The organism is Actinacidiphila polyblastidii, assembly GCF_036353415.1.
Lineage (GTDB): Bacteria > Actinomycetota > Actinomycetes > Streptomycetales > Streptomycetaceae > Actinacidiphila > Actinacidiphila polyblastidii.
Map to the genome: position 1 here is coordinate 16,791 of NZ_JAZEWV010000037.1, position 22,123 is coordinate 38,913.

Consider the following 22,123-nt stretch of genomic DNA (forward strand, 5'->3'; position numbering starts at 1 on the left):
CGACCCCGACCCGACTCGACCCGGCCCGGCCCGCCTACCCCTTCGCCGCGCGGGCCAGCCGGGTCGCCGCGGCCGCCCGCGGCAGGCTGCCGTCGCGCCAGGTGCGCGAGGGGTGGACGGAGTTCGCGAGCAGCACCAGGAAGGTGTCGGTCGCCGGGTCGAGCACCAGGCTCGTCCCGGTGAAACCGGTGTGGCCGACCGCGCCGCGGCCGGCCAGCCCGCCCATGAACCACGGCTGGTCGACCTCGAACCCCAGCGGCCCGCGGCGCCCGTCCGGACCGTCCACCCCGCCGAGCAGCAGCCGTACGGACGCCGGCGCTAGGACGCCCGCGCCGCCGTCCAGCAGCGCCCGCGCGAACAGCGCCAAATCCCAGGCGGTGGAGAACAGGCCCGCGTGCCCGGCGACGCCGCCCATCGCGAAGGCGTTCTCGTCGTGCACCTCGCCGTGCACCGGACCGCGGTCGAGCTTGCCCCACGGCCTGCGCTGGTCCTCGGTCGCGGCGATCCGCGGGCGCAGCGCGGCGGGCGGCGCGAAGCGGGTGTCGGTCATGCCGAGCGGCCCGGTCACGCCGTCGGCGATCAGCCGGTCCAGCGGCCGGCCGGTGACCTGCTCCAGGACGGTCTGCAGCAGGAGCAGGTTCAGATCCGAGTAGCACCGCTCGGCGCCGGGCGCGGTCAGCGGCTCCTCCGCGGCCAGCCGGGCCGCGCGGGCGGGCGCGTCCGGCAGCTCGTACAGCGGCAGTTCGGGCCGCAGCCCCGAGGTGTGGGTGAGCAGGTGGCGCAGCGTGATGCCGTGCGCGGCGGCGGCCGTCAGGGCGGGCACGTACCCCGCGACCGGGGCGTCCAGGGCGAGCGTGCCGCGTTCGATCTCGCGGACCGCGGCGACGGCGGTGAAGAGCTTGGTCAGCGAGGCCAGGTCGAAGACGGTGTCCCGGCGCATCGGGACGCGCTCGGCGGCCGGCAGTTCCAGGCCGCGGTCGGCCCGCTCGTCGTAGCCGGCGTAGCGCACCGCCCAGCCGAGGGCCTCGTGCAGCGCGACGGTCCGCCCCCGGCCGGCCAGGACGACGGCGCCTGCGCACCACGGGTGGTGCGGCGCCGGGTCCAGGAACCCGGCCAGCTCGGGGACGAGCCGGTTCAGCTCGTCGGTGTCGAGGCCCGCCTCAGGGCAGGAACCTCTCGACAGCGGCGGGACCATGTTCCTCCAGTGCCCTGCGGGCCTTCTCGATCAGCTCCGGGGTGCAGTCCCGGCCGGAGGCCATGACCAGGTCCTCCGGGTCCACGGGCTGCTCGGACCCCGTGTGCAGTGTGCTGTCTGCCGCCTTGAACGCCCAGGTGCGTTCGTCCGGAACGTCGGACATCGCTACCTCCAGAGGGGTGACCCTACGGTCCCTCCACCGTACGCCGCCCCCGCAGGCAGAGCCCGACGAAGGCCGCGGAGGCGATGAGGACGCAGGTCAGCTGCGTGATCGCCATCGGCACCGCGGTGCCGTCTCCGGCCACCCCGCCGAGCGGCGCGATCAGCGCGGCGATCAGGAAGGAGGAGGTGCCGATCAGCGCGGACGCCGAGCCGGCCGAGCGCTTGGTGCGCAGCAGCGCCTGGGTGTTGGTGGTGGGCAGCACCAGGCCCATCGACGCCATCAGCACGAACAGCGCGGCGGCGATCTCGGGCAGCGAGGCCCGGCCGAAGACCCCCGTGGTGAGCAGCACCAGCGCCACCGAGGCCGCGGTGATCAGCGCCAGGCCGACCGCCAGCACCCGGTCCATGTCGACCCGGCCGACCAGCACCTTGCCGTTGAGCTGGCCGATGCCGACGATGCCGACCGAGTTCAGGCCGAAGAGCAGGCTGAACGTCTGCGGGGAGGCGCCGTAGATGTCCTGCACGACGAAGGCCGAGGCGGAGACGTAGGTGAACAGCGCCGCGAAGCCGAAGCTGCCCGCCACCACGTAGCCGGTGAACACCCGGTCGGCGAGCAGCCGGCGCATCGCGCCGAAGGTGCCGGACAGCTCGCCCGCGTGCCGGTCCTCGGGCGGCAGCGTCTCGTCCAGCCGCCGCCACGCCACCGCGGTCAGCAGCACGCCGATCGCGGTGCAGACCACGAACACCCCGCGCCAGTCGGTCAGCCGCAGGATCTGGCCGCCGATGAGCGGAGCGACGATCGGGGCGACCCCGGATATCAGCAGCAGCGTGGAGTAGAAGCGGGCCATCTCCACGCCGTCGTACAGGTCGCGGACCACCGCGCGCGAGATCACGATGCCCGCGGCGCCGGCCAGGCCTTGGACCAGCCGGAAGCCGATCAGCAGGCCGGCCGAGGGGGCGAACGCGCAGACCGCCGTGGCCAGCACGTAGACCACCATGCCGGCGAGCAGCGGACGGCGGCGCCCCCAGCGGTCGCTGAGCGGGCCGACCACCAGCTGCCCGAGCGCCATGCCGGCCAGGCACGCGGTCAGCGTCAGCTGGACGGTCGCGGCGGGCGCGTGCAGGGCGTCGCTGACCTGCGGCAGCGCCGGCAGGTACATGTCCATGGACAGCGGCGGCAGCGCGGTCAGGCCGCCGAGCACCAGGGTGACGAGCATGCCGGTGCGGCGGGCCCCGGCGGCCGGCCCGGCCGCCGTGGTGGTGGAGGTGGTGGAGGAGGCGGGAACGGGGAAGGCGGTGGCGGGAAAGGCGGCTTTCTGCGCTGGGGTCGTCGGCCCGGCGTCCTGCACGGCGGCACGCTCCATCGGAAGTAGTTGAACCGTTCCTTATTCTTTCAGTCGGCGGGGACCACCGAGACCGAATACGAGGGCTGCTGGCGATGACGCAGAACACACCGAGGACGATTCGCTGGGGCATCCTCGCGACCGGCGGCATCGCCGCCACCTTCACCGAGGCGCTGCAGTCGATGCCGGACGCGGAGGTCGTGGCCGTCGGCTCCCGCAGCCCGCAGGGCGCGAAGACCTTCGCCGAGCGGTACGGCATCCCCCGCGCGCACGGCAGCTGGGCCGAACTGGCCGCCGACGACGGCGTCGACGTGGTGTACGTCGCCACCCCGCACTCCGCGCACCGCGAGGCGGCCGGGCTCTGCCTGGAGGCCGGAAAGGCAGTGCTGTGCGAGAAGGCGTTCACCCTCAACGAGCGCGAGGCGCAGGAGCTGGCGGGCCTCGCCCGCGAGCGCGGCCTGTTCCTCATGGAGGCCATGTGGACCTACTGCAACCCGCTCGTACGGCACCTGCTGGCGACCGTCGCCGACGGCGCGATCGGCGAGGTGCGGCAGGTGGCCGCGCACTTCGGCTTCCCCGCCGACTTCCCGCCCGAGCACCGGATGCGCGATCCGGAGCTGGGCGGCGGCGCGGTGCTCGACCTCGGCGTCTACCCGGTGTCCTTCGCGCAGATGCTGCTCGGTGAGCCGGACGCGGTCCGCGCGTGGGCGCACCTGACGCCCGAACGGGTCGACGACACCACCGGCATCGTCCTCGGCTGGAACGACGGCGCGGTCGCCACCCTGTCCTGCACCTTCGCGGCGGACACCGGGGCGCCCGCGCTCATCGGCGGCACCGCCGGACGGATCGAGATCCCGGACGGCTTCTTCCACGCCGACCGCTTCACCGTCCACCGCGACGGGCTGCCGACCCGCACCGTCCACCTCGCGGACGTCAGCGACGACCACGACCGCAGCACGATGCGCCACGAGGCCGCCGAGGTGATGCGCTGCCTGCGGGAGGGCGCCACCGAGTCGCCGCTGGTGCCGCTGGACGGCTCGCTGTCCGTCATGCGCACCCTCGACCGGGTGCGGCAGGAGATCGGCGTCACCTACCCGGGCGTCGACTGACCGCCGGGGCGGGCGCGGCGGCGGGCATGACGGCCGGGGCGGCGGCGGTGGTCAGCCGGCCTGGTGCGCCAGCGCGGCCGCCGCGATGCGCTCGGCCAGCCCGAAGTCCTTGCCGGTCAGGCGGGAGCCGGCCGCGTGGGTGGTGATGGCCACGGCCAGCGTGTCGTAGCCGAGCGTCAGGTCGGAGTGGTGGTCCAGCTCCGCCTGGATGCCGGCGATGTGCAGCGCCAGGATCGCCGCCCGGAGGTGCGCGAGCCGGTACGTCCGGCGCAACGTCGTGCCCTCGTCGGACAGTTCCCACCCCGGCAGGTCGGCCAGGCGCTGCTCGATCTCCTGCGGTGACAGCGGGTCGGCGTACGGCATCTGCGGCGCCTTTCGGTGGCAGGGTGCGTGCGGTGCGGTGGATTGCGGTGCGGTGCGGCCATCGTCGCACCGCATACCCTGCGGTGCCGCGAACGAAGAGACCGACACGCACACCGGCACGGCTACCGGCGGCGCCGGGGTCGCCCCGGTCACCGGCGCCGGCGCCGGCATCGACCGCGCCGTGGCGGTCGAACTCGCCGCCGCCGGCTGGCCGGTGGCCCTGGCCGGCCGCAAGGCCCGCACGCTGGAGGAGACCGCCGCGCCGGCCCCCGGCTCGTTCGCGGACCCCGCCGACGTCACCCGCCCGGACGAGCCGGCCGCCCTCCCCTCGACGCGAACGTCCGGTTCGCCCCGGTCATGACCACGGCCATGCCGTACGCGGGCCGCGGCTGACGCCAGGGCGGCCGGCCGGATGCGACGCAGGCCACGCCCAGAGGGCGGAATACCCGCCCGCCTCGGCCGGTTGGCGCGATCATGACCTCCTCCGACAGCACCGGCGTGTTGCGCTACACCGCCTTCTCCTCCGACCCCGCCGGAGGCAACCCCGCCGGGGTCGTGCTCGACGCCTCCGGGCTCGACGACGCAGGCATGCTGGCGATCGCCGCGGAGGTCGGCTACTCGGAGACCGCGTTCGTGACCGCGCGGAGCGCCGCCGACGGCGGCGCCGCCACCGACGGACGCACCCTGGACGTCCGCTACTTCAGCCCCAAGGCCGAGGTGCCCTTCTGCGGCCACGCCACCGTGGCCACCGCCGTGGCCCTGGCCGAACGCATCGGCGCGGGCGACCTCCTCTTCCGCACCCCCGCAGGCGAGGTGCCGGTACGGGTGGCGGCCGGCCCCGACGGCGCCTTGCGGGCCACCCTGACGTCCGTCGAGCCGTCCGTGGCGGAGCCGAACGGCGCGGTGGTCGCCGAGGCGCTGGCCGCGCTGCGCTGGGACGCCGCCGAACTGGACCCCGCGCTGCCGCCGCGCATCGCCTACGCCGGCGCCCGCCACCTCGTGCTCGCCGCGGCGACCCGCGCCCGGCTGGCCGCGCTGGACTACGACTTCGACCGGCTGGCCGCGCTGATGACCTCGCAGGACCTGACGACGCTGCAACTGGTGTGGCGGGAGAGCGCGACGGTGTACCACGTACGCGACCCGTTCCCGGTGGGCGGTGTCGTCGAGGACCCGGCGACCGGCGCGGCGGCGCTCGCCTTCGGGGCGTACCTGCGCACGCTGGGCCCGGTGCCGGAGGTCCTCACGCTGCGTCAGGGCGACGACCTCGGCCGCCCCGGCGTGCTCACCGTCGAACTGCGCACGGGCGACTCGCGGGTGCGGGTGAGCGGCGAGGCGGCGCCCATCCCGGAATGAGGCGCCGCTGACGCGCTGCGGTCGTTCTGTTCCCAGAATGTGTCCATCGTCCGTATTGAAAGGCGTGACAGCACGGGGGAAACTCCTTGGCAACGTTGTCATCGGCAGTATGGCAACGTTGTCAGAGCCATCGGACCTCCCACCGTCAGCCTTCCTGAACGGAGCGGTGTACATGCCGAAGAACCCTCCGCACGTGTCGAGCCGCCGTGCCGTCTCCCCGCCGGGGACTCTGCTCGCGGCCTTCGGAACGGGCACGGGCAGGAGGCCCCGGTGGATCGCGCTCGACCTGCGGGCGGTGTGCGAGGTGGCCTCCGTGGAGGCCGTGTTCGAGGCGGTGTACGAGGCCGCGCCGCTCGGCCGGACCGGTTCGGCGTACCCGGCGGTCCGGGTCGAGACCTCGACCGACGGCGCGGTCTGGCGCCCGGCCGGCGAGACGGCGGCCGGGCCGGGCGCCGGGCCCGCCGTGCGGTTCGACGATCCGGTCGCCGCCCGCTGGCTCCGGCTGACGCCGCTCCCCGGCGGCGGTTCCGGTCCGGCCCGGCTGGCCGGCCTCCGGGTGCACGGCACCCGCGCCGCGGCCGGGCGGTCGCCCGCGGTCGGCTGGGCGGCCTGGGCGGCGCAGCCGCTGCGACGGACGGAACCGGCGGCGGGGCTCGCGCCGGAGCCGGACGGCGATCCGTACGCCGTGCCCGTGCCGGACATCGGCGCCGCGCCCGGCGAACCGGCGGACGGCGGGTGGTGGTCGATGGCGGCGGGCTGGGACCTGGTGCTGGACGACCGGGCCGGGGCGGTCACCGGCGCGGTCGCGTCGGCGGTGGGCGCGGCGCGCGACGGCCGGCTGCCGGCTGCCGCACCGGGCACGGAGGTGGGCGTGCGGCGCGGCGAACGCCTCTTGCCGCAGGGGGCGTTCGCCGCGCGGCCCCGAGGTGCGCGGGAGCGGCGCTCCTGGTGGTACCGGCGGCAGTTCGTGCTGCCGGCCGCGGCGTTCGCCGGCTCCGCGCCCGGCGCGGGCGGGGACGGCCGGCTGTGGCTGGAGGTCGAGGGGCTCGGCCACGCCGCGGAGGTGTGGCTGGACGGCCGCCGGATCGGCGCGCTGCCGCACCCGTTCGCCCGCGCCGAGTTCGACGTCTCCGAGGCGGTGCGCGAGGCGGGCGGGCGCCGCGGGCCGCACGCGCTGGCCGTACGGCTGACGCCCGCGCCCCAGCCGGCCGGCCCGGACACGGCGGCCGCCGCCAGGGCGCCGCGCTGCCCCGATGCCCGGCTCGCGCCGCAGCACACCGCGCCCTCGGCGCGCGGCCTGGCCGCGGAACTCGGCTCGCGGGTGCGGCTGCGCGCGGCCGCCGGCGAGGCCGCGCCGGTGCGCTTCGTGCTCAGCCGGCGCGCGCTGTTCGCCACGCCGGCCCGGGTCGGCGCCGGGCCGGCCGCGCCGGCGGGTGCGACCGCGCGGCGTCCTGTGGTGGCGCCGTTCTCCGCCGGGCGCGGCGGGTTCGGCGCGGGGTCAGGGCGGGCGTGGTGGCCTGCGGAGACCCGGCGGGACGTGCGCGCCGAGCCGTCGTGCGAGGGGCTGCCCGCGGCGTTCGTGCGGGCGGTGGAGGAGCGGCTCGGCGTGTCGACCTCACAGGCGGCGTTCGCCCGCAGGGCCCGGTTCGTGGACTACGAGTGCCTGCGCGCGGTCGTCGAGGCCGAGGCGCAGGCGTCGCGGTTCCGGCCGGGCGGAGGGTACGGGAGCGGGCCGGGCGGCTACGGGCTCTCAGCCGGGGGCGGCGGCGGGGGCGGGACGGGCCGGGGGCCGGTGGGGTGGACCGACGCGGGCCGGTTCGGCGCGCGGAAGGCCGCCGAGCCGCTGCACGTGCAGGCGAGTCCCGCGGACGGTGCGGTGGCGGTCGTCAACCGCACGCCGCACCCGGTGCGCGGGGCCGTGGTGACCGCGCAGCTGCACGACCTCGGCGGCCGGCCGATCGGCCCACCGGTGACCCGGACGATGGACGTCGGCGCGTCGGCCGTCGGGCGCGCGTTCACCGTGCCGTTCACCCGGTCGCTGCCCGCGACCCACCTGCTGCGGCTGACCCTCGCCGGCGCCGACGGCCGGACGCTGTCGGCCAACGACTACTGGCGGTACCGCACGCCCACCGACCTGCGCGCGCTCAACGGCCTGCCGCAGGTGCCGCTCTCGCTGCGCACCACGGCCGCGGGCCCGTCCGCGGTCACCGCCGAGGTCGCCAACCGCGGTGGTGCGCCTGCCGCGTTGGTCCGGCTGTCGCTGGGCGGCCAGGACACGGCGTGCGCCGCCGACAACTTCCTGTGGCTGCTGCCGGGGGAGGCGCGCACGGTCACCCTGTCGTGGGCGGGCGACGACGGCGTGCCGCCTCCGCCGGTGGCGGCCGAGGCGTACAACGCGGCCCGGGTGACCGCCTGAGGGAGGGCGTGACCGCGACACCGCGGCCGTAGGACATCCGATGTGCGCAGGGAGCGGTGCGGGGGCGGCCGGGTGCGCGGCGGCGGGGAGCGCGTACGGGGATCAACTGCCGCCCAGCGCCGCGGCCTTCGCGGCCAGGGCGGTCACCTCGTCCCATCTGCGGGCCCGCAGCAGGTCCTGCGGCAGCATCCAGCTGCCGCCCACGCAGGGGACGTTGGGCAGCCGCAGGTACCCGGGGGCGCGGTCGGCGTCGATGCCGCCGGTGGGGCAGAAGCGGGCCCGCGGCAGCGGGGAGGCCAGTGAGCGCAGGTAGGCGGGGCCGCCGGCCGCCTCCGCGGGGAAGAACTTCATGTCGGTGACGCCGCGTTCCAGCAGACCGAGCGCCTCGGTCGCGGTGGAGACGCCGGGCAGGAAGGGCAGCCCGGAGCCGCGCATCGCGTCCAGCAGCCGGTCCGTCCAGCCGGGGCTCACCAGGAACCGCGCGCCCGCCGCGGCCGCGGCGGCCACGTGGTCGGGCGTGAGCACCGTCCCGGCGCCGACCACCGCGCCGGGCACGCCGAGCGCCACCGACTGGATCGCCTCCAGCGCGGCGGGCGTGCGCAGCGTGATCTCGATCGCGGTCAGGCCGCCGTCCACCAGCGCCCGCGCCAGCGGTACGGCGTCCTCGACGTGGTCGAGGACCACGACGGGCACGACGGCGGGCGCGAGGTCGAACACGGTTTCCATAGGGCCATCCTTATCCCGGCCGCCCCACCCTCTGCAACGCACGTTGCGCCCTGCGCAACGCGACCCACAGGCCCGCCCGCCGGCCTGCCGGGCTGCCGGCGTCCCGGTCACGCCCGGCCGGACGCGCAGTCCGCGGCCAGCCGCAGGCTCCGGTCGACGGCGTGCGCGATGTCGTCGACCGGGAACAGCGCGTGCCGTACGGTCCGGTCGGCGTCGACGACCAGGATCAGCCGCTTGTGGCGCAGCCGGCCCGCGCCGCGGAAGGTCGGCAGCCGCAGCGCCGCGGCGAGCCGGTGGCGGGCGTCGGAGAGCAGCGGGTACGGCACCTGCTCGGCGTCGGCGAACTCCGCCTGCTCGTGCGGGAGTTGCGTGCTGACGCCGCGTATCTCCAGGTTCGCCCGGCGGAAGTCGGGCCAGGCGTCGCGGAAGAGCCGGTGCTCCAGCGTGCAGCCGGCGGCGCCGGGCAGCGGTTCGTCCCAGGCGACGCCGGTGCCGGGGTAGGTGAACAGCACGGTCGCGGCGGCGTCCGGCGCCACGACCGGCAGCACGCCGCCCCGCGCGCCGGGCAGTTCGAGGCCGCCGGGCAGGCGGGCGCCGGCCAGCGCGTGCACCCGGGCGTGCTCGGCGCCGTCCTGCGCCGCGGTCGCGGTGAGGCTCCCGTCGCCCAGGACCCAGCGGTCGCCCCAGTCCTGCATGGCGACGAGCACCGGGAGCAGCGCGAGCCCGGCGTCGGTGAGCAGGTACTCGTAGCGGGTCGGGCGCCGCTGGTAGAGGCTGCGGCGCAGGACGCCGTGGGCGACGAGCCCGCCGAGGCGCTCGGTCAGGACCTTGCGGGACAGCCCGATCTCGGCGGCCAGCGCGTCGAAGCGGACCTGGCCGCGGGCGACCTCCCGCAGCACCAGCACGTTCCACCAGTCCCCCAGGACGACGGCGGCCTGGGCGATGCCGCAGGTCTCGTCAGCGTTGTGCATCCTCATCCGCCCATAGTAAGTTCCTTTTCGGCACTCACTTTGTTTCTAGAAGGAACTTAACGCCCGCCGCCGCGCGGGCCCTGCGTGGGGAGTTGCATCGTGACCGCTGTCAGCCGGGTCGTCGCACGGGAGATCATCGACAGCCGGGGCAACCCGACCGTCGAGGTGGACGTCGAGCTCAAGGACGGCTCGCTCGGCCGGGCGGCCGTGCCGTCGGGCGCTTCGACCGGCGCCCGGGAGGCGGTCGAGCTGCGCGACGGCGACCCCGCGCGGTTCCACGGCAAGGGCGTACGCCGTGCGGTGGACGCCGTCAACGAGCGCATCGCCGACGCGGTCATCGGCCTCGACGCCGAGGACCAGGCGACCGTGGACCGTACGATGATCGAACTCGACGGCACGAGCACCAAGGAGCGGCTGGGCGCCAACGCGCTGCTCGGCGTCTCGCTGGCCGCCGCCAAGGCCGCCGCGGCCGCCCATCGGCTGCCGCTGTACCGGTATGTCGGCGGCGTCGACGCCCGGGTGCTGCCGGTGCCGATGATGAACATCGTCAACGGCGGCGCGCACGCCGACAATCCGCTGGACTTCCAGGAGTTCATGATCGCCCCGATCGGCGCGGCGACCTTCGCCGAGGCCGTCCGGATGGGCTCGGAGGTCTTCCACACCCTGCGCGCCGACCTGGTCGCCGCCGGGCACAGCGTGAACGTCGGCGACGAGGGCGGCTTCGCGCCCGACCTGCGCACCGCGGAGGAGGCCCTGGACTTCGTCGTCCGCGCCATCGAGCAGACCGGCTACCAGGCCGGCGACGACATCACCGTCGTGATGGACCCGGCCACCTCGGAGTTCTTCCGCGACGGCGTCTACGACTACACCGGCGAGGGCGTCCGCCGCACCCCCGCCGAGCACGCCGACTACCTCGCGGGACTGGTCGAGCGCTACCCCGTCGCCTCCATCGAGGACCCGATGGCCGAGGACGACCACGAGGGCTGGCAGGCGCTGACCGCCCGGCTGGGCGAGCGCTGCCAGCTCACCGGCGACGACGTCTTCTGCACCAACGAGGCGCTGCTGCGCGCCGGCATCCGCGACGGCATCGCCAACTCCGTCCTGGTGAAGGTCAACCAGATCGGCACCCTCACCGAGACGCTCGCCACGGTCGCCACCGCCCACCGCGCCGGCTACACCGTCGTGATGTCCCACCGCTCCGGCGAGACCGAGGACACCACCATCGCCGACCTCGCCGTCGCCACCGGCTGCGGCCAGATCAAGACGGGCTCACTCTCCCGCTCCGACCGCACCGCGAAGTACAACCAGCTCGTCCGCATCGAGGAGGAGTTGGGCACCCAGGCCCGCTACGCCGGCCGAGCGGCCCTCGCCCTGCGCCGCTGACCCGCCGCGCCGGCGGCCGCGGCCGGAGAGAGGTTCCCGGCGCGCGGGGACGCGCCTCGCCTCGCCGATGCCCGGAGTACCGTGTCCCATACGACCTTTTGCCCTCCGCTGCCCCGGACCCCGGCCGCACACCGCGTTCAGGAGCAGTGTGATGACCGATTCTCCGCCCCGGGCTCCCGGGACTCCCCGAACCCCCGGAACTCCCCGCACAGGACTGCCCGCGGTGCCCGCGTACGACGGCACCCAGCCGTTCACGGCTGCCGCGGCCCCGGCCGAGCCCGCAGGATGGACCACCGGCAGGCGGGTCGCGGTGACGGTGACGGGACTGATCGTCGGCGCGCCGTTCGCCGGGCTGGGCCTGGCCCTGTGGCTGTGGTGGGGCAGCGCCGTGGTGCGCCCGGCCGATCTCGTCCTCGCCTCGGTCCTCTACGTGCTCACCGGCCTCGGCGTGACCGTGGGCTTCCACCGCGGGCTGACCCACGGCGGCTTCCGCGCCGGGCCCGTGCTGCGGATCGCCCTGGCCACGGCCGGCTCGCTCAGTTTCCAGGGCGACGTGATCGGCTGGGTGGCCACCCACCGCCGGCACCACGCCTTCACCGACCGGCCCGGTGACCCGCACTCGCCGTACCGCTACGGCACCGGTGTCTCCGGGCAGTTGCACGGTCTGCTCGACTCCCACGTCGGCTGGCTCTTCCGCGCCGACGCCACCCCGGTCGAGCGCTACGCCCCCGACCTGCTCGCCGACCGCGGCATCCGTACCGTCTCCCGGCTGTTCCCGGTGCTGTGCGCGGTGACGCTCGCCCTGCCCTTCGGCATCGGGTACGCGCTCGGCGGCGGGGCCTGGCAGGCCGGACTCAGCGCGCTGCTGTGGGCCGGGCTGATCCGGATCGCGCTCCTGCACCATGTGACGTGGAGCGTCAACTCGCTGTGCCACGTGGTCGGTACCCGCCCCTTCGCCACCCGGCGCCACGACCGGGCCACCAACCTGTGGCCACTGGCCCTGCTGTCCTTCGGCGAGAGCTGGCACAACCTCCACCACGCCGACCCGACCTGCGCCCGCCACGGGGTGGATCGCGGCCAACTCGACCCGTCGGCCGCGGTCATCCGCCTCTTCGAACGCCTCGGCTGGGTCCAGGACGTGCGCTGGCCCGCCCCCGACCGCCTCGCCGCGCGCCGCCTGACCGGCGCCGTCCGCTGACCCCGCGGCCGGCCCGGCGCCCGGCCCACGCCGCAGCCGCCGGTCCGGCTCCCGTGGCGGATCAGCGGGGGAGGCGCCGGCGGCGGGCGGCGGGGGAGGTGTCGACGGCGGAGGGCGCGGGGATGAGGGTGGTGTCCAGGCGGCCGTCGATGACCGCGTAGGCGAGATCGGTGATCCTCAACTGGTGCGCGCGGGCGTAGGCCCTCAGCGAGCTGAAGGCGGAATCGACGCCGGCGTTCCAGCGCTCGGCCAGGATTCCCTTGGCCTGCTCGATCACGATGCGGGTGTTGAGCGCGTTCTGGAGCTGGGAGTTCTCCAGGGAAGAGCGGTCCAGGGTGCGTTGCTGGAGGATGGCGATGGTGGCGATGTCGGCCATGGCCTGGGCCAGGGCGACGTCCTCGTCGCTGAGAGGGACGTCGGCGGTGTGGAACAGGTTGAGGGCTCCCACGACGCGGTCGCGCAGGCGCAGCGGAACCGCGTGGGTGGTGCGGAAGCCGGCTTGTCTGGCCCGGACCGCGAAGCGCGCCCAGGGCTCCGTGGTGTCGAGGTCGGTCAGATCGATGTTCACGCGGGCCTCGCCGGAGTGGTAGCAGTCCACGCAAGGACCCTCGGAGTGCTGCAGGGCGAAGAGTTCCAGCAGGCGGGTGTGCTCGTCGGAGGCGGCGACGGCCTGAAGCTCGCCGTGCTGGTCGACCAGGAGAATTCCGGCTGCTGAGATGTCCAGCAGCTCCACGCATCTGGTGGACAGCCTCTGCAGGAAGTCGATGACGTCGAAGTCGTCGATGAGGGAATCGGCGAGCTCCACGAATATCTCCATCAGGCGCAACGGGCGGGCCATGCCGATCATCCCTCTCGATTGTCTGGCGCGGACGGTGCGTCCGGATCCGGGAAGAAACGCAGGCGGCGGGCCGTCACCTCGCCGGCCACCTCGTGCAGTGGACGGTTCTGGGAGTAGGCGCGGGCGCGCAGCCGCAGGAGCGCCTCGGCCAGCGGCACCCCCAGTTGGACGCTGACCATGCCGGTGGCCTGGTGGGTCTCGGCCCGGTTCAGCTCCGCCGGCCCGGTCCCCGGCGCGCCGAGCAGATCGGCCTCGTGGCCGCCCAGGTACCAGGCCGTCAGCGCCGCGGTCAGCGCGAGGGCGTCGCTGGTCTGCGTCGCTGTCAACGGCCCCGGCGTGTCGGTCGTCATCGTCAGTACCCCCACGCGGACCGCGCCCAGACGCAGGGGAAAGCAGAAGAGGGCGCGCACGGGCAGGTGCAGTTCCGCGGCGGCGGTGGAAAGCGCCGGCCAGCGGACCGACGGTGTCGCGGGGAAGTCCGGGACCGTGACGGCGACGCCGGCGCGGACGCAGTCCGGCGCCGGCCCCTCACCCAGTGTGAACTGCAGCTCCTCCAGCAGAGCGCTGGCCGTGCCGAAGTGCCACAACGGCTCCGGTTCCCAGCCGTCCACCACGAGAGACAGCGCCAACCCGTCGACCTGCAGGGCCTTCGTGCACGCCGCCGCCAGACCCTCGTGCGCGCCCAGGTACAACCGGGTCAGGACCGCGGCCAGCGTGTCGGAGATCACGGCGCGAGCCCGCCGGGCGCGTCGGCCGCGCGTGAAGGTGCGGACCGGTCGCGCCGGACCCGCGAACAGGTCAGCCGGCATGGTGCGAGCAGGTGAACGCGTTCGCAGTGCTGCTGATGGCCGTCAACTGTGCCCACCCCCAGGGGGTTCGCCGCGCTCGTACAAAGCCGGGCGTGCCGGGGTCGGGGGCACTCAGGTTCCATGATGCGCCCTGCGGTCCACGCGCGGGGGCTTTCGCAGCCAATGGCTTACACGGTTCGCCGATCGGCACGCCTTGTTCGGCCGGACGCACGCGCGCGGGCCGACTGGCGGGCGCGAAGGGGAGGGTGGGGGGGTCGCGCTCGTCGACGAGTGGCAGCGGTCGGGCCGGTCATCGGGCGGTCGCACAGTCGTAGAGGCGGAAGTTGCCCTCACTGGTGCGACCGTAGACCCGGGGCAGGACGTGGGCGCAGTGGGATTTGATCCACGCGGTTGCGGGCGTGGCGGGGCGTTTGGAGGTGAGCAGGGCGAAGCGCAGCTCGTGGGACGTGACGAGCGCGGACAGCCCCGAGGCGGTCGGGAAGGGGGTGAGGCCGGTGAAGCCGCCCATCACCAGCACGGGTTGCGCGCGCGCCCGCAGCAGCGGCTCGGCGGAGTAGGCCGCCTGGGTGGCGAGGAGGTACTTCGCGCCCCCGCGGTGGGCGGTCAGGTATCCCAGCAGTGCGGTGTCCCGCGCGCTGGGCTGGTTCAGGCCTACGGCGGCGGTCGTCCCGCCCTCACGCATGGTTGTGTAGGCGGTGCCGACGGGACCGGCGAGCGGCGACATGGCCGAGCCCGCGTACGACGGGTCGAGGGATGCCACGGCCCAGGTGGCGGGCGCCAGCAGGGTCGCGACGATGCCGGCCACGAGGGCGCCCTTGACCGAGCGCCGCGTCGAGCGCGGTCCCGCGGCCCACAGTCCCAGCACCCCGCACAGGCCGAGCATCAGCACGGTGGGCAGCAACCACGGAGCGAAGGCGCGATGCGGTGCGTGCAGGACGGCCGACCACAGCACGGTCACGCCGAGGGCGACGGGCAGCGCCGCCCTGCGTGGACCGCCTGCCCGGTACTCGACCCAGAACCCGGCGACCCCGCCGCCGGCCAGCGCGGCCAGGGCGGGTGCGAGCACCACGGTGTAGTAGCCGTGGTTGCCGCTGGACAAGGAGAACACCAGCACGTGCAGGAGCACCCAGCCGCCCCACAGCAGGAACCCGGCGCGCAGCGGGTCGGTGCGCGGCATTCCCGCGCGCCACAGCACACCGGTCACCGCGGCCAGCGCTGCGAGCGGCAGGAACCAGGCGATCTGCGGGCCGACGGTGTGGTTGACCAGCATCGTCCAGCCGGTGTTGCCTGTGGTGCGGCTCGCCGCGGTCCCCGCGACGGCTCCCAGCGCGTGCTGGGAGCCGCCGAAGCGGCTCACCCCGTTGTAGCCGAAGACCATGCTCCAGGGGCTGTTGTCGGTGCTGCCGTCGACGTACGGGCGGTGCGCAGCCGGGGTCGCCCAGACCAGCAGCAGCCACGTGACCGAGACCGCGAAAGACACCGCACCGGCCAGCGCCAGCCGCCTTGCGCGTCGCACCCAGGTTCCGGGGGCGGCCAGTTGGTACACCGCGGCGAACACCGGCAGCAGCAGCCACGCCTGCAGCATCTTGGCCTGGAAGGCAAGACCCACCCACAGGGCGCAGGTCAGCAGTGGCAGCAGCCGGCCGGTCCGCACAGCCTTGTGCAGTGCTCCGGCCGCGCACACGAGCAGCAGCGTGAGCAGCGTGTCCGGGATCGAGTGCCGGTCGAGTACCACCGCGACGGGGGTGACCGTCAGCGTCGCCGCGGCGATCAGCGCGGCCACCGGCCCCGCCCAGCTGCGCACGGTGCGGTGCAGCACAGCGACGGTGAGCACGCCCTGGACGACCTGCGGCAGGGCGACCGCCCAGGCGTGCGCGCCGAAGACCCGCACGGACAGCGCCTGCGGCCACAGTGCGCCGGGGATCTTGTCCACGGTGATCGAACCGCTGGGGTCGAGCCCGCCGTAGACGAAGGCGTGCCAACTCGTGCCCATCGAGCGGACCGCGGCGCTGTAGTAGGGGTGCACCGCGGCGTGACCGATTCCCCAGCCGTAGAGCACAGCGGCCACGAGGAGGACCAGCGCGACTGCGGGCGCCTCCCAGACCGGCGCAGGACCGGTGGCCCCGGGTTCCGCCTGCGAGGGCCACCGGAGGCGCGGGCGTGGCTGCGCGCGGCGGCGGTGCCCGGCGGAGTCTGGGGCGTCGGACGTGGTGACCATGGCGGCGGCTCTCGTGGCGAGGTGCGGACGGGACGGGGCCCCGGCGCCGTCGGCGCGGGCAGAACGGATGCGGGGGATACGGCGCGAAACGGGGGCCGGGGCGGCGGACGTCCATCCGTCACCGGGCCGCGGAAGGGGTCACAGCCGGCGGGCCACCCGGAGCCCTTCCGCGTAGAAGCCTGTCCCGTCCAGTCGCGCGACGCCCGCCAGGTCTCCCATCGTGGGCCCGTTGGCCTGCGATCGGCTGGAGTAGAAGCGCGGGTGGCCGCGGTCGTCCAGGCCCAGGTACATGCCGCAGTGGTCAATCGCGAGCGGTTTGCCTATGTTGATGGCGAAGAAGACCAGGTCGCCCGGCTGGAGCACGCTCAAGTCGGTCGGCTGCTGCTTGGTGTCCGGGATCAGCAGGACGCCGGGCGCGTACGCGGCGATGGCATAGGCGCGGCGGGGCAGGCCGGCTCCGGGGGCGTTGGTGGCGTGCATCGGGTATCCGCTGCGGTAGCCCCAGACCAGTCGCATGAACCCCGAGCAGTCCACGTCGCCGTAGCGCGCGGTCTCCGGCGTCTTGCGGGTGCCGTCGGAGAACGTCCAGGGGATGCCGAGGTAGTCGTAGAAGTCGGACTTCTCGTCCCGGTAGTGGAAGGAGGTCTGCGACTCCCCCGGCACCTTCGGGCCGAACGCGGCGTCGCCCGCGTAGCGCAGGCCGTTGGCCCTGGTGTGGTCGGGAGAACCGTCGCCGTACTGGAACGCGATGGCGAGTACGTCGGGGCTGGTGTCGGCCAGCGCCTTGGGGAACCAGCCGCGGAACCAGTCGCCGGTCTCCTTGCCCTGGTGCCACTCGGCCGGCATCAGCCGGACCCAGGCGTTATGGCCCACGACCGCGCTGGTGGTGCGCGGTTCGCGCCAGGTCCTGGCGGGACCGGTCAGCACAGCCGTGCGGGCGCCGTCGGTGAAGGTGGCCAGCACGTTGTTGTCGGCGCCGCGGACCAGTGTGCGGCCGGGCGAGGACAGCCGCTCGAAGCGGTAGCCGCCGGTCGGCGCGGCGCTGGAGGTCGCGCCGTCCGGCGATGCGCTGCCGGAGGGTGCGGCGTCGTCGTGACCGCCGCCGCTGTGCGACCGCTCGACAGCGTAACCGCCGATGGCGATGGCCGCGGCACCGCCCGCGATGGCGCCCAACAGCCCGCGACGGCTCGATCCCTGGCGGTTCCCGCCACGATGGGACGACTGGGGATTCACGGCGTGGCCTCCTTGGCGAGCGGACGGGACAGGATACGGGTCAGGCGGTGGGCAGCGCGCCGAGCAGCAGCCCGGCGACCAGGACGACATAGGCGGCCAGGGTCACCGCCGTGGTGGAGATGGCGGTGGCCGCCATCGGCTGGCGGACCATCTGGTACGCGATCAGGCCGGGGACGATGAAGCCCAGCGTCTGGGTGGTGTACAGCAGCGGGAACTCGTGCTGCAGCGCCAGCATGACGGTGGCCTGCAGCAGCACCGCGCACAGGACGACGGCGGCGAACAGCCGCTTACCGTAGAGGATCACATTGCGCTGCAGCACCTTGGTCGCGGCCAGGGTCAGCACGGTCACCCCGATCATGAGCCCGGCCCGGCCCACGTCGGTGACCAGGGTCAGAGCCAGCCAGCCCGGAGTGATCATCCCACCGGGCGAGAGGTTCGTCGTGAGGTAGCAGACGAGCGAGAAGACCAGCCCGAGGGCGATCCCCAGGGCGGCGACCTGGGGGGTGACGTCGGCGGGGATCACTGTGGCTTCCTCATCGGGTGCTCGGGCGGATCGTCGGAGGGACGCTGGGCGGGGACGTGGGGCGCCGGGACGTGCTGCGCCGGGAGGTGCTGCAGGGTGATGCGCGGGATCTGACCGGTGTTGCCGCTGTGCATGGCCGGGCCGTCGAGCGGCGCCACCCAGCTGTACGGTTCCGCCTCGGGCGGGCGGGCCACCGCGATCTGCAGGGTGTCCTCGGGGCCGAGGCGCTCGCCCGGGACGGTGGCGAACGGCTCGGCGGTGTCGTCCAGGGGCAGTTCCGACAGGCACTCCAGGAACAGCTCGCCCTGGCCGTGGATGTTGCCGACCGCCACCAGCGAGGAGTCGGGGTCGAGTGCGGCGAGCAGGTCGCGGGTCAGCTCCTGCGGGTCGCGCCTGTCGCCGCCGAGGTCGACCACCTCCCCCGCCCAGCCGGCGGCTATCCCGTCGCGGGCGCTCTTGGTCGGGTGACCGATGAGGAAGACCGTACGGGGGTCGAGGTCGGCGATGATCGCGCCCATCTGCGCGTTGCGCTCCACGCGGTCGGGCCGGCAGTTGATCACCACGTTCAGCGGACGCCGGATGGCGCCGAGGTCCTCCAGTTGACGGACGTTCATGAGCGTCGACTCGGGGTCGTTGGCGGCGAAGACGTTGGCGAACCGCAGGTGCTTGCCGTCGGGGGTGACGTAGCGCTCCACCGAGAGCACACCGGGATCGGGCGGCGCGTCCCACATGCCGCGAAGCGCGGTGTCCCGGTCGACGCCGAGCAGGTCGGCGACCGCCAGCGCGATGGCGACGTTCTCCTTGAAGGTGAACCAGCTGAAGCCGCGCAGCTCCGCGTCGCTCACCGTCTCAGGATCGACGGCGATCAGACGGCAGTTCCGCTTGTCCGCCTCCTGCTGGAGGATGTGCAGCCGGTCCCGCTCGGCGGTCACGCAGATCCCCCCGACCGGCATGGAACGCGACAGCGAGCGCGCCACGTCGTCCAGTGTCGGCCCCATCTCGGCGAGGTGGTCTTCGCGGACGTTGCACAGCACGCCGATCGTCGAGCGGATCAGCTTCTCCTGGTTGATCTCCTGCAGCGCGGGCATCACCGCCATGCACTCGATGACCAGGGCATCCGGCCGGTAGGTCGCCGCCCGCCGCACGATGCCGATCTGCTCGACGACGTTGGCCAGCCCGAACTTCCGGTACACCGGCTCCTCGGTGGCGTCCGGGTGGATGAACCGCGCCGCGGTGCCGGTGGTCTTGGCGACGGTGACCAGTCCGCCGCCGCGCAGCGCGCCTGCGCACAGCCGGGTGATGGAGCTCTTGCCACGGATGCCGTTGACCAGCACCCGCGCGGGTATCTGGTCGAGCGAGGCGTTGTGGCGACGCTGCTCGAGCACCCCGGCGACCAGCAGCACGGAGCAGCTCATGAGCAGCACCAGATAGAGGAACAGCACGTCGATTCGCTTCTTCTACGTTCGCGGCGCGGACTCGCGCGTCCTGGTTCGGGCGGGGGCGGTGGCCAAAGGCGCGGCGGCAGCGGCGCGTTCGCGCGCCACCAGGGCCTGCCGCAGCAGTTCGAGGCTGCGGGTCACCGAGCCCGCCTCGTCGTGGTTGACGGGGTAGAGCACGGTCCGCCGATCGCCGGCCGCGAGCCGCTCGGCCAGGTCGGCCAGCGCCCGCAGCGGCCTGACCGCCAGGATGTGCAGCCAGCCCAGGCAGGCGACACCCACCGTCAGACCGAGCAGCCCGGCCAGCATGGTGCGCCACTGGACCTCGTACGCGGTCAGCCTCAAGGACTCCGCGGGCCGCGCCGAGACCACCCGCCAGCCCAGTCCTGCCGCCGGGCCGGTCTGCGCGAGCGGCGCGGCCGAGGCCACCGAGGAACTGCCGACTGGTGCGCTGCTGGCGGTCAGCACCGCGGAGCGGGCGCTGCCCGAGGTGCCCACCGTGCCCTCGGTGTGCGCGGCCAGCTCGGTCAGGCGGGATTCGGGCAGCGCCTGGAACGCGCGGAAGCCGACGTTCGCCGCGAGCACCTTGTGCTCCTGGTCGGTGAGCCATACCTTCCCCAGGGCAGGTCGGGACAGGGTGCGGTCCAGCGCGTGCACGTCTATCTCGCCGAAGAGCACCACCGGTGTGTCCGCGGTGACCGCCGCGGCGGCGGTCCGTGGGATCTGCGCGTACGCGGCGATGGAGGGGATTCGCCCCGAGGTGTTGACGTTGGTGATGCCGCTGCCCGTCGGGGTGTGCGTGATAGTGCGCAGCGGCTTGCTGCCCACCCGCAGCAGAATGTCGCCGTCACGGTTGAGCACGTACAGGGAGCGGAACTGGTCGTGTTCGTCCAGCGCCCGCCGCAGCGGTTTCTGATCGCGCCCGGCGGTGCGGTCGGAGATGCTCGCCGCGAGCGAGGTCAGGTCGCTGTAGCGCTGGCCGAGCGACTGCCGGACCCGGTCGGCGGCGGCCAGCGTACGGGACTGCTGGTCAGTGACGATGGCGGGCGGTATCACGGTGGAGGCGTGTGCCCGGTTGGCCAGGAAGAGCAGCGGCAGCGACCAGCCGGCGATCATCAGCGCGCAGACCGCGACCAGAGCGCGACCGCCGAGGCCGAGCCTGCCGGGCGCCTTGTCCGGGCCGCGCTCGCCGAGCAACTGACAGCGGATCGACTCCAACGCCCGCCCGATCCTGGCGGTCTCGCCGAAGGCCGGTACGGGGACCGGGCGCAGCAGGTCGTCGTCGGCCGCGGGGTGGCCGTCCGGGCCGTCGGAGACAGCACGGGCCAGCCGGGTCGCGGACAGGTGCAGGCGCAGCACCGGCCGCTGCAGGGCGAAGGTCAGCAGCAGGTGGATGAGCAGCGCGATGATCGCGAGGGTGCCCGCGGCCTCCAGGGAGACCTTCAGGGGGTCGGACTCGCCTGCGGTCACCGCGACCTGCTGTCGGGTCAGCACCGTCAGGCCCAGGTCGGAGGTGTCGCCCTTGCCGCCGGCCGGGGCGACCGAGGCCCAGCCGGCCACGGTGCGCCGGTGGCCGACGCGGTCGCCGAGCAGGCTGCCGGACGCCTCGGTCAGGTGGGAGGCGGCGTTCGCCGCGCCGACCGCGACGCCGGGCAGAGCCCGGTCGCGGGCTCCGGATCCGCCGGTGGACCCGGCCGTCGTGCCCGCAGCGCCGGGAGTTCCCGGGACACCGGGGGTGCCGCCGAGGATGCGGCCGTCGACGTCCATGAGGCTGACGCCGCGTCCCTCGCCGTACACCGGGGGAACGGTGAGCGTCTCGGAGACCACCAGCAGCCACTGACGCGGCGTCGTGGGAGCGCTGTCCTTGAGGTCCTGGCCCTGGTCCTGGTTCGCGTCCTGCGGGTCGGCGGGCACGGGCAGTTCGATCCGGGCGAAGAGCAGCAGCCGCGGCGCGGCGCTCGCCCCGCGTGTCAGCCGGGCGGCGATCGGGCCGCCGTCGCTGTCCCGGGCCTGGGACACCACGTCCACGCCGGCGAGCGGCAGTGGCTCGCCGAAGCCCGCCAGCTGGTGTCCGCCGCGCGGGTCCAGCAGGCCGGCGCCGCGCGCACGACCGTCGGCCGGGAACAGCGCCTTGAGCGCGTCCGCGGGGGTGGTGCGAGCTGTCGGGGTGTACGCCCGTGCAGATCGACGCAGCGTGTCGGCGTCGGACTCCACGGAGGTGCGGACCGAGGCGGCGGCGTCGGCGGCGATCTGCCGCTCCGCCTCTCGGGTCGCCTGCGGCACGTCGTGCCCGCCGGTGGTTTCCAACGCGAGCACGGTGACGCCGGCGACGGCCATCAACAGGCAGAGCAGTGCGGCGATCGGAGGGCGGATACCTCCGAGCAAAGGCATGTCTGCGCGTCGCCGCGTGCGATGGCGGCGCGGCGCGCGGTCGACCGTGTCCAGGGCTGGTCCTCTCGGGGTGTGGCGACCGGGCGGTGCGACAACCACCGCACTATACGCGCATAAGGATTAAACCATGATCACATTAGCGTCCCGATCTCGCCCGGTGGGTTTGAACCTGTCGACAAGGGACCTGTGGAGAGGCCGGTACTGCGTGGTGAGAGAAAAAGCCCAGGCCGACGGAGCGCGGCGGCTGCCGGCTGGCGCGGGAGCCCGGTCGGACATGGCGCGCGTCACATAGCCGGCGGCCCGTCTTCGATGGAGCGGTCACGTCGGCCGCCCACCTGACGGCCGTGTGCCGCGTCGGGGCTCAGGGGCTGGAGCGCGCCCGAGGCGCTGCCGGCGGGTTGGCCCTCCGCGCAGCCCATCGGACGCCGCAGCGGTACGGTGGCTGCGTTTCGATCG

The 22,123-nt window shown here is 74.4% G+C and carries 19 protein-coding genes; 6 read left to right on the forward strand and 13 right to left on the reverse strand.

The window, feature by feature from the left end:
* Positions 1-34: 34 nt before the first annotated feature.
* The 3 genes from V2S66_RS28780 to V2S66_RS28790 are packed head-to-tail and all read right to left on the reverse strand — an operon-like array spanning position 35 to position 2,721.
* Complete coding sequence (locus V2S66_RS28780) at positions 35-1,195, reverse strand: serine hydrolase domain-containing protein (protein WP_330799655.1); 1,161 nt, start codon at positions 1,193-1,195, stop codon at positions 35-37.
* Positions 1,161-1,358, reverse strand: coding sequence for a hypothetical protein (locus V2S66_RS28785; RefSeq protein ID WP_330799656.1), 198 nt, complete (start codon positions 1,356-1,358; stop codon positions 1,161-1,163). The genes V2S66_RS28780 and V2S66_RS28785 overlap by 35 nt, the downstream gene beginning before the upstream one ends.
* 22 nt (positions 1,359-1,380) lie before the next feature.
* Positions 1,381-2,721 (reverse strand): multidrug effflux MFS transporter, encoded by a 1,341-nt coding sequence (locus V2S66_RS28790; RefSeq protein ID WP_330799657.1) that lies wholly within the window; start codon positions 2,719-2,721, stop codon positions 1,381-1,383.
* A gap of 74 nt (positions 2,722-2,795) precedes the next feature.
* Here V2S66_RS28790 and V2S66_RS28795 point away from each other — a divergent pair, with 74 nt between their 5' ends.
* Positions 2,796-3,809 (forward strand): Gfo/Idh/MocA family protein, encoded by a 1,014-nt coding sequence (locus V2S66_RS28795; protein WP_330799658.1) that lies wholly within the window; start codon positions 2,796-2,798, stop codon positions 3,807-3,809.
* A 51-nt stretch (positions 3,810-3,860) separates the two neighbouring features.
* Here the strand turns inward: V2S66_RS28795 and V2S66_RS28800 are convergent, their stop codons facing one another.
* Positions 3,861-4,172, reverse strand: coding sequence for a 4a-hydroxytetrahydrobiopterin dehydratase (locus V2S66_RS28800; protein ID WP_330799659.1), 312 nt, complete (start codon positions 4,170-4,172; stop codon positions 3,861-3,863).
* Between the two features lie 52 nt (positions 4,173-4,224).
* Here V2S66_RS28800 and V2S66_RS34655 point away from each other — a divergent pair, with 52 nt between their 5' ends.
* The 3 genes from V2S66_RS34655 to V2S66_RS28815 all read left to right on the forward strand — a co-directional run bounded on the left by V2S66_RS34655 (position 4,225) and on the right by V2S66_RS28815 (position 7,941).
* Positions 4,225-4,533, forward strand: a complete 309-nt coding sequence (locus V2S66_RS34655) for a hypothetical protein (protein WP_413966509.1) — start codon at positions 4,225-4,227, stop codon at positions 4,531-4,533.
* A gap of 113 nt (positions 4,534-4,646) precedes the next feature.
* Positions 4,647-5,525 (forward strand): PhzF family phenazine biosynthesis protein, encoded by an 879-nt coding sequence (locus tag V2S66_RS28810; RefSeq protein ID WP_330799660.1) that lies wholly within the window; start codon positions 4,647-4,649, stop codon positions 5,523-5,525.
* 172 nt (positions 5,526-5,697) lie between these two features.
* Positions 5,698-7,941 carry a glycosyl hydrolase 2 galactose-binding domain-containing protein gene (locus tag V2S66_RS28815; protein WP_330799661.1) on the forward strand — a complete coding sequence of 748 codons (2,244 nt, stop codon included), beginning with the start codon at positions 5,698-5,700 and terminating at the stop codon, positions 7,939-7,941.
* 102 nt (positions 7,942-8,043) lie between these two features.
* Here V2S66_RS28815 and eda read toward each other — a convergent pair whose 3' ends face one another.
* Together eda and V2S66_RS28825 are read right to left on the reverse strand one after the other, a co-directional pair.
* Entirely contained in the window at positions 8,044-8,667 is a 624-nt protein-coding gene (gene eda, locus V2S66_RS28820) for a bifunctional 4-hydroxy-2-oxoglutarate aldolase/2-dehydro-3-deoxy-phosphogluconate aldolase (RefSeq protein ID WP_330799662.1), read from the reverse strand.
* Positions 8,668-8,774: 107 nt separating this feature from the next.
* Complete coding sequence (locus V2S66_RS28825; RefSeq protein ID WP_330799663.1) at positions 8,775-9,644, reverse strand: winged helix-turn-helix transcriptional regulator; 870 nt, start codon at positions 9,642-9,644, stop codon at positions 8,775-8,777.
* A gap of 93 nt (positions 9,645-9,737) precedes the next feature.
* Here V2S66_RS28825 and eno point away from each other — a divergent pair, with 93 nt between their 5' ends.
* A complete protein-coding gene (gene eno, locus V2S66_RS28830) occupies positions 9,738-11,021 on the forward strand; it encodes a phosphopyruvate hydratase (RefSeq protein WP_330799664.1) in 1,284 nt (427 codons plus the stop codon).
* A 223-nt stretch (positions 11,022-11,244) separates the two neighbouring features.
* A complete protein-coding gene (locus V2S66_RS28835) occupies positions 11,245-12,219 on the forward strand; it encodes an acyl-CoA desaturase (RefSeq protein ID WP_330799665.1) in 975 nt (324 codons plus the stop codon).
* Positions 12,220-12,280: 61 nt separating this feature from the next.
* Here V2S66_RS28835 and V2S66_RS28840 read toward each other — a convergent pair whose 3' ends face one another.
* From V2S66_RS28840 to V2S66_RS28870, 7 genes are all read right to left on the reverse strand, one after another.
* Complete coding sequence (locus V2S66_RS28840; protein WP_330799666.1) at positions 12,281-13,057, reverse strand: GAF and ANTAR domain-containing protein; 777 nt, start codon at positions 13,055-13,057, stop codon at positions 12,281-12,283.
* 5 nt (positions 13,058-13,062) lie between these two features.
* Positions 13,063-13,785: a GAF and ANTAR domain-containing protein gene (locus V2S66_RS28845; RefSeq protein WP_330799667.1), complete on the reverse strand. Its 723-nt coding sequence runs from the start codon at positions 13,783-13,785 to the stop codon at positions 13,063-13,065.
* Positions 13,786-14,155: 370 nt separating this feature from the next.
* Positions 14,156-15,934, reverse strand: a complete 1,779-nt coding sequence (locus V2S66_RS28850; protein ID WP_330799668.1) for an ArnT family glycosyltransferase — start codon at positions 15,932-15,934, stop codon at positions 14,156-14,158.
* Between the two features lie 288 nt (positions 15,935-16,222).
* Positions 16,223-17,317, reverse strand: coding sequence for an NlpC/P60 family protein (locus V2S66_RS28855; protein ID WP_330799669.1), 1,095 nt, complete (start codon positions 17,315-17,317; stop codon positions 16,223-16,225).
* A gap of 40 nt (positions 17,318-17,357) precedes the next feature.
* Positions 17,358-17,840, reverse strand: a complete 483-nt coding sequence (locus V2S66_RS28860; RefSeq protein ID WP_330799670.1) for a poly-gamma-glutamate biosynthesis protein PgsC/CapC — start codon at positions 17,838-17,840, stop codon at positions 17,358-17,360.
* Positions 17,837-19,282: a poly-gamma-glutamate synthase PgsB gene (pgsB, locus tag V2S66_RS28865; RefSeq protein WP_330799671.1), complete on the reverse strand. Its 1,446-nt coding sequence runs from the start codon at positions 19,280-19,282 to the stop codon at positions 17,837-17,839. Before pgsB ends, V2S66_RS28860 begins: the two co-directional genes overlap by 4 nt.
* Positions 19,283-19,297: 15 nt before the next feature.
* Positions 19,298-21,667 (reverse strand): HAMP domain-containing protein, encoded by a 2,370-nt coding sequence (locus V2S66_RS28870; RefSeq protein ID WP_330799672.1) that lies wholly within the window; start codon positions 21,665-21,667, stop codon positions 19,298-19,300.
* Positions 21,668-22,123 lie beyond the last annotated feature (456 nt).

What these genes read in the sequence shown, in the direction of transcription:
- eda (WP_330799662.1), bottom strand. Translation starts at nt 8,667, where the DNA reads ATGGAAACCGTGTTCGACCTCGCGCCCGCCGTCGTGCCCGTCGTGGTC.
- V2S66_RS28825 (WP_330799663.1), bottom strand. Translation starts at nt 9,644, where the DNA reads ATGAGGATGCACAACGCTGACGAGACCTGCGGCATCGCCCAGGCCGCC.
- V2S66_RS28870 (WP_330799672.1), bottom strand. Translation starts at nt 21,667, where the DNA reads ATGCCTTTGCTCGGAGGTATCCGCCCTCCGATCGCCGCACTGCTCTGC.
- V2S66_RS28790 (WP_330799657.1), bottom strand. Translation starts at nt 2,721, where the DNA reads ATGGAGCGTGCCGCCGTGCAGGACGCCGGGCCGACGACCCCAGCGCAG.
- V2S66_RS28810 (WP_330799660.1), top strand. Translation starts at nt 4,647, where the DNA reads ATGACCTCCTCCGACAGCACCGGCGTGTTGCGCTACACCGCCTTCTCC.
- V2S66_RS28795 (WP_330799658.1), top strand. Translation starts at nt 2,796, where the DNA reads ATGACGCAGAACACACCGAGGACGATTCGCTGGGGCATCCTCGCGACC.
- V2S66_RS28840 (WP_330799666.1), bottom strand. Translation starts at nt 13,057, where the DNA reads ATGGCCCGCCCGTTGCGCCTGATGGAGATATTCGTGGAGCTCGCCGAT.
- V2S66_RS28815 (WP_330799661.1), top strand. Translation starts at nt 5,698, where the DNA reads ATGCCGAAGAACCCTCCGCACGTGTCGAGCCGCCGTGCCGTCTCCCCG.
- V2S66_RS28780 (WP_330799655.1), bottom strand. Translation starts at nt 1,195, where the DNA reads ATGGTCCCGCCGCTGTCGAGAGGTTCCTGCCCTGAGGCGGGCCTCGAC.
- V2S66_RS28785 (WP_330799656.1), bottom strand. Translation starts at nt 1,358, where the DNA reads ATGTCCGACGTTCCGGACGAACGCACCTGGGCGTTCAAGGCGGCAGAC.
- V2S66_RS28800 (WP_330799659.1), bottom strand. Translation starts at nt 4,172, where the DNA reads ATGCCGTACGCCGACCCGCTGTCACCGCAGGAGATCGAGCAGCGCCTG.